The organism is Pseudomonas sp. RW407 (genome assembly GCF_003176655.1).
In the GTDB taxonomy this organism is placed as follows: Bacteria; Pseudomonadota; Gammaproteobacteria; order Pseudomonadales; family Pseudomonadaceae; genus Pseudomonas; species Pseudomonas delhiensis.
This window is the reverse complement of record NZ_QGSL01000106.1, coordinates 474428-479379: the sequence shown is the minus strand read 5'-3', so window position 1 is coordinate 479379 and position 4952 is coordinate 474428. Positions and strand designations below refer to the sequence as shown.

The window sequence follows — 4952 nt, the reverse complement described above, 5'->3', positions numbered from 1 at the left end:
ATGCCGCAAGACGCCCGCCCGCAACGCCCCGAGCCCTCCCGCCGCTTCTCCGTGGCGCCGATGATGGACTGGACTGACCGCCATTGCAGATTCTTCCTGCGCCAGCTGTCGAGCCATGCCCTGCTCTATACCGAAATGGTCACCACCGGGGCCCTGCTGCACGGCGATGCCGCGCGCTTCCTGCGCCACGACGAATGCGAGCACCCGCTGGCCCTGCAACTGGGCGGCAGCGTGCCGGCGGAGCTGGCGGCGGCCGCGCGGCTGGCCGAGGCGGCCGGCTACGACGAGGTGAACCTGAACGTCGGCTGCCCCAGCGACCGGGTGCAGCACAACATGATCGGCGCCTGCCTGATGGCCCACCCGGCGCTGGTTGCCGAGTGCGTCCGGGCCATGCGCGAGGCCGTTTCGATCCCGGTCACGGTCAAGCACCGCATCGGCATCAACGGCCGCGACAGCTACGCCGAGCTGTGCGACTTCGTCGGCCAGGTGCGCGAGGCCGGCTGCCACAGCTTCACCGTGCATGCGCGCATCGCCATTCTCGAAGGCCTGTCGCCCAAGGAGAACCGCGAGGTCCCGCCGCTGCGCTACGAGGTGGCGGCGCAGCTCAAGCGGGATTTCCCGGACCTGGAGATCGTCCTCAACGGCGGCATCAAGACCCTGGAGGAATGCCAGGCGCACCTGCGCACCTTCGACGGCGTGATGCTCGGCCGCGAGGCCTACCACAACCCCTACCTGCTGGCCCAGGTGGATGCCGCGCTGTACGGCGCCACGGCTCCGGCCATCAGCCGCGCCGAGGCGCTGTCGCGGATGCGCCCGTACATCGAGCGGCACATCGCCGAGGGCGGCGCCATGCACCATGTGACGCGCCACGTGCTCGGCCTCGGCCAGGGCTTCCCCGGCGCGCGGCGCTTCCGCCAGCTGCTTTCGGTGGACGTGCACAAGGCTGCCGATCCGCTTCGGGTGCTCGACCAGGCCATCGAACTTCTGGATGGCCGCTAGGTCCCGTTGAGCGCCGTCCGGGCCTCGGGTAAGGTCATGGCATCGCCACCGGAAGAGTTGCCATGACCTCCAAGCTGGAACAACTGAAGCAGTACACCACTGTCGTCGCCGATACTGGCGATTTCGACGCCATTGCCCGCCTGAAGCCGGTGGATGCCACCACCAACCCTTCCCTGCTGCTCAAGGCCGCCGCCCTGCCCCGCTACGCCGAGCACCTGGCCCGCGCCACCGCGGCCAGCGGCGGTGACGCGGGCCTTGCCTGCGACCGCTTCGCCGTGGCGGTGGGCAAGGACATCCTCGGGGTCATTCCCGGGCGCGTCTCCACCGAAGTGGACGCCCGCCTGTCCTTCGACACCGAGGACACCCTGGCCCGCGCCCGCCGGCTGATCGACCTGTACGACGAACAGGGCATCGGCAAGGACCGCGTGCTGATCAAGATCGCCGCCACCTGGGAAGGCATCCGCGCCGCCGAACAGCTGGAGCGCGACGGCATCCAGACCAACCTCACCCTGCTGTTCTCCTTCGCCCAGGCCGCCGCCTGCGCCGACGCCGGGGTGTTCCTCATCTCGCCCTTCGTCGGCCGCATCTACGACTGGTACAAGAAGGCCAACGCCCGCGACTACGTCGGCGCCGAGGATCCGGGCGTGCAGTCGGTGTCGCGCATCTACCGCTACTACAAGGCCAACGGCTACCGCACCGTGGTGATGGGCGCGAGCTTCCGCAACCTGGGGCAGATCGAGCAACTGGCCGGCTGCGACCGCCTGACCATCAGCCCGGAACTGCTGCAGCAGCTGGCCGACGCCCAGGGCGAGCTGCCCCGCGCGCTGCAGCCCGGCGAGGGCGAGGCGCGCCAGGTGCTCGACGAGAGCGCCTTCCGCTGGCAGCTGAACGAGGACGCCATGGCCACCGAGAAGCTGGCCGAAGGCATCCGCCTGTTCGCCCGCGACCAGGAAAAGCTGGAAGCCCTGCTGGGCGGCCGCTAGAAACGGCGCGCAGCAAGACCAACCGGCGCCCCAGGGCGCCGGTTTGCGTTCTATCGACGGGCTTCGCGCGGATCAGTGGTGCTCGAGGGCACTCACCAGGTCGTGGAAGGCTTCACGGTTGGACTCGTTCAGGCCCATGAGGATGCGGTGGGCCTCCAGCACCTTGCTGCGCACCACTTCCTCGGACTGGTCCTGGGGCGGCAGGTCGGTGAGGCAATCCGTGCAGGGGATGGGCCGGTCGACGATGTTGAACACCTGGTCGAAGCCCATGGACTGCAGCAACCGGGTGATGTCCGGGTTGGTGGTCACCAGGGTCGGCAACAGCCCCACCTTCTGCCGCGAGAGGATGGACAGCTTGGCCAGCAGGCCCAAGGTGGTGCTGTCGATGCTCTGGGTTTCCGTGAGATCGATGATGATCGCCGTGAAATTCAACGCGGCGAAGATTTTTTCAATGGTTGCATCCAGCGCCGAACACAGGGTCAGTCGGACTTCGCCCACGAACTTCAGGACGAATGAGCCATCCTGCTCGGCGAACTGGATTTTACCGGTACTCATGCAAGGTTCCTGCTCAACACCAGCAAGGCGATATCATCCGGCATCTCGGACAACTTGGCCAGCCCGAAGACCTGGCGCAGGCCGTCCAGCGTCCCGCCGGCAGCGACGACCTGCTCGGGCAGGGCCGTCTCCTTTTCTTTCAATGTAGCCCCGGGCAGCACGTCCAGTATGCCGTCGGAGAACAACGACAGGCTGAAGGACCTGGGCAGGTCCATGGTCCGGTCGTCGTAGGTGGCGTCCTCGAACAGGCCCACGGGCAGGCCGCGGCCCTCGAGGTAGCGTGCTTCGCCGTCGACATAGAGTACCGGCAGCGGCAGGTGGCCGCCGATGCTGTAGGTCAGGCGATCGGTTTCCAGGTCGATCACCCCGCCGAGCATGGTCACGTGCTTGCCCAGCTTGGTGTTGATCAGCCCGCGATTGATGTGCCCGAGCACCTCCGAAGGCTTGAACTCGGGCAGCGTGCCCGCCCGCCGCGACTCGTAGAGCAGGCGGGTGGTCATGAACTTCAGCAGCACCGTGACGAAGGCCGAGGACGCGCCATGGCCGGAGACGTCGGCGAGGTAGAAGCCGATGCGCCGCTCGTCGACGCGGAAGTAGTCGACGAAGTCGCCGGACAGGTACAGCGACGGGATGATCTGGTGGGCGAACTTCAGGCCCTCGGCTTCCCAGGGCGTCACCGGCAGCATGTTCATCTGCACCTGGCGCCCGGCGTTCTGGTCTTCCTGCAGCAGGTTCAGGCTGGCCTGCAGCTCGCGGTTGGCGGTTTCCAGCTTCTCCCGGTAGCGGCGGTTCTCCGAACGCAGGTAGGCGCGGTCCAGGGCGCGGCGCACCGAGTGCTCCAGCACCGCCAGGTCTTCCAGGGGCTTGATCAGGTAGTCCGCGGCGCCCAGGCGCAGGGCCTCGACCACGTCGCTCATCACCCCGGCCCCGGAGAGCACGATGACCGGCGTTTCCACCGCCATCTCGCTGACCCGGCGGATCAGCTCCAGGCCGTCCATCTGCGGCATGCGCAGGTCACAGATGACCAGGTCGGGCAGTTCGTGCTGGAAGACCTGCAGGCCCTGCTGGCCGTTGGTCGCCTGCAGGACTTTGAAACCGCTGTCTTCCAGGTAGGCGGCGAGGCTTTCGCGAACGGCCTCGTCGTCGTCGATGATCAGCAGCGTGGCACTGGGTTTGTGCATGGGTTATCCAGGCAAACGGCGCCGGAGGTGGTGGATGTGGGCGCGCATGGCTATGAAAACGGCGCGGGTCGGGTGCGACAAGGCGCAGACACTACTCCCATCCGCCCGAGGGTTCAAGACGGCGGCTCGGCACGCTTGCAGCAGCCCCGGGGCGGATGGGTGGCGAGTGTGTCAGAAGTCGTCTTCGACCTGGCCGTCCTTGACCTTGAACTCGCGGTTCTGCAGGTAGGCGTTGCGGATGAAGGTGTACTTGTCGCCGGAAATCAGCTTCTCGGACTTCAGCAGGTTGGCGCGGGTGTCCACCACGTCCACGGCGCGGAGGCTGTTGCGCACCGACACGTCGTCAATGTACGGGTACATGCCGGTGTAGGCGTCCGGGATCTTCGACGGCGCATCGCGCAGGGTGCTCGGGCCCAGCAGCGGCAGCATCACGTACGGGCCGCTGCCCAGGCCCCAGTAGCCGAGGGTCTGGCCGAAGTCCTCGTCGTTGCGCTGCAGGCCCATGCGGGTGGCCACGTCGATGAAGCCGGCCAGGCCGAAGGTGGTGTTGAACAGCAGTCGGCTGGTGTCGACCCCGGCGTGCTCGAGCTTGCCCTGCAGCAGGTCGTTGACCAGGTTGCGCACGTCGCCGATGTTGCTGAAGAAGTTGTGGACGCCGTCCTGCACGAAGTTCGGCGTCACCTTCTGGTAGCCCTGCGCCAGCGGTTTCAGCGCATAGGTGTCGAGGGTGTCGTTGAACACGAAGATCGGGCGGTTGACGCTCTCCCAGGGGTCGTCTTCGCTCGCGGCCTGGGCCAGGAAGGGAAGCATGACCAGGCCGGCTCCGGCCAGCAGGCGAGCGGTGCGCTGCATCCATTTGACGCCGTGTGGGCGCATCGGGTTTCTCCTTTGAAAGTCTCATGAGGCCGCCGCCGCGGCCTCGAACCGCTGCGCAGTATATAGTTCCAGATTCGATTTGCAGACATCGGATTGTTTCTAACGCCTTCGCCCCCGGAGCACGGCCGGAAACGCCGCCCTCCCCTTACGATAGCCAAGAGCCAGCTTTTGTGCCGATGCGATTCGCTTGCCGACTGCGCTGGAAGGTCCTTCGTAGGATCGAGGGGGACGCCTAGTTCTTGCTCGCGAACCTTGGTCCTGTGCTCCTATCTCCCCATCGTCATTCCCGCGAACGCCGGAACCCCAAAAAGACGTTGGATTTGGGTGTAGCGCGCCGCTCCAAGTGTTCGGATGTCTC

5 protein-coding genes are annotated in these 4952 nt (G+C 66.5%); 2 read left to right on the top strand and 3 right to left on the bottom strand.

Annotation, left to right across the window (positions count from 1 at the left end; translation table 11 throughout):
• Window positions 1-999: a tRNA dihydrouridine(20/20a) synthase DusA gene (gene dusA / locus DK254_RS19000; protein ID WP_109935020.1), complete on the top strand. Its 999-nt coding sequence runs from the start codon at window positions 1-3 to the stop codon at window positions 997-999.
• A 62-nt stretch (window positions 1000-1061) separates the two neighbouring features.
• Window positions 1062-1982: a transaldolase gene (gene tal / locus DK254_RS18995; protein ID WP_109935019.1), complete on the top strand. Its 921-nt coding sequence runs from the start codon at window positions 1062-1064 to the stop codon at window positions 1980-1982.
• A gap of 72 nt (window positions 1983-2054) precedes the next feature.
• Here the strand turns inward: tal and rssC are convergent, their stop codons facing one another.
• The 3 genes from rssC to DK254_RS18980 all read right to left on the bottom strand — a co-directional run bounded on the left by rssC (window position 2055) and on the right by DK254_RS18980 (window position 4594).
• Window positions 2055-2537 carry an anti-sigma factor antagonist RssC gene (gene rssC, locus DK254_RS18990; RefSeq protein WP_043266908.1) on the bottom strand — a complete coding sequence of 161 codons (483 nt, stop codon included), beginning with the start codon at window positions 2535-2537 and terminating at the stop codon, window positions 2055-2057.
• On the bottom strand, window positions 2534-3718 hold the full coding sequence (rssB, locus tag DK254_RS18985; RefSeq protein WP_109935018.1) for a two-component system response regulator RssB: 1185 nt from the start codon (window positions 3716-3718) through the stop codon (window positions 2534-2536). The genes rssC and rssB overlap by 4 nt, the downstream gene beginning before the upstream one ends.
• 171 nt (window positions 3719-3889) lie before the next feature.
• Window positions 3890-4594, bottom strand: a complete 705-nt coding sequence (locus DK254_RS18980; protein WP_109935017.1) for a VacJ family lipoprotein — start codon at window positions 4592-4594, stop codon at window positions 3890-3892.
• Window positions 4595-4952: the final 358 nt, after the last annotated feature.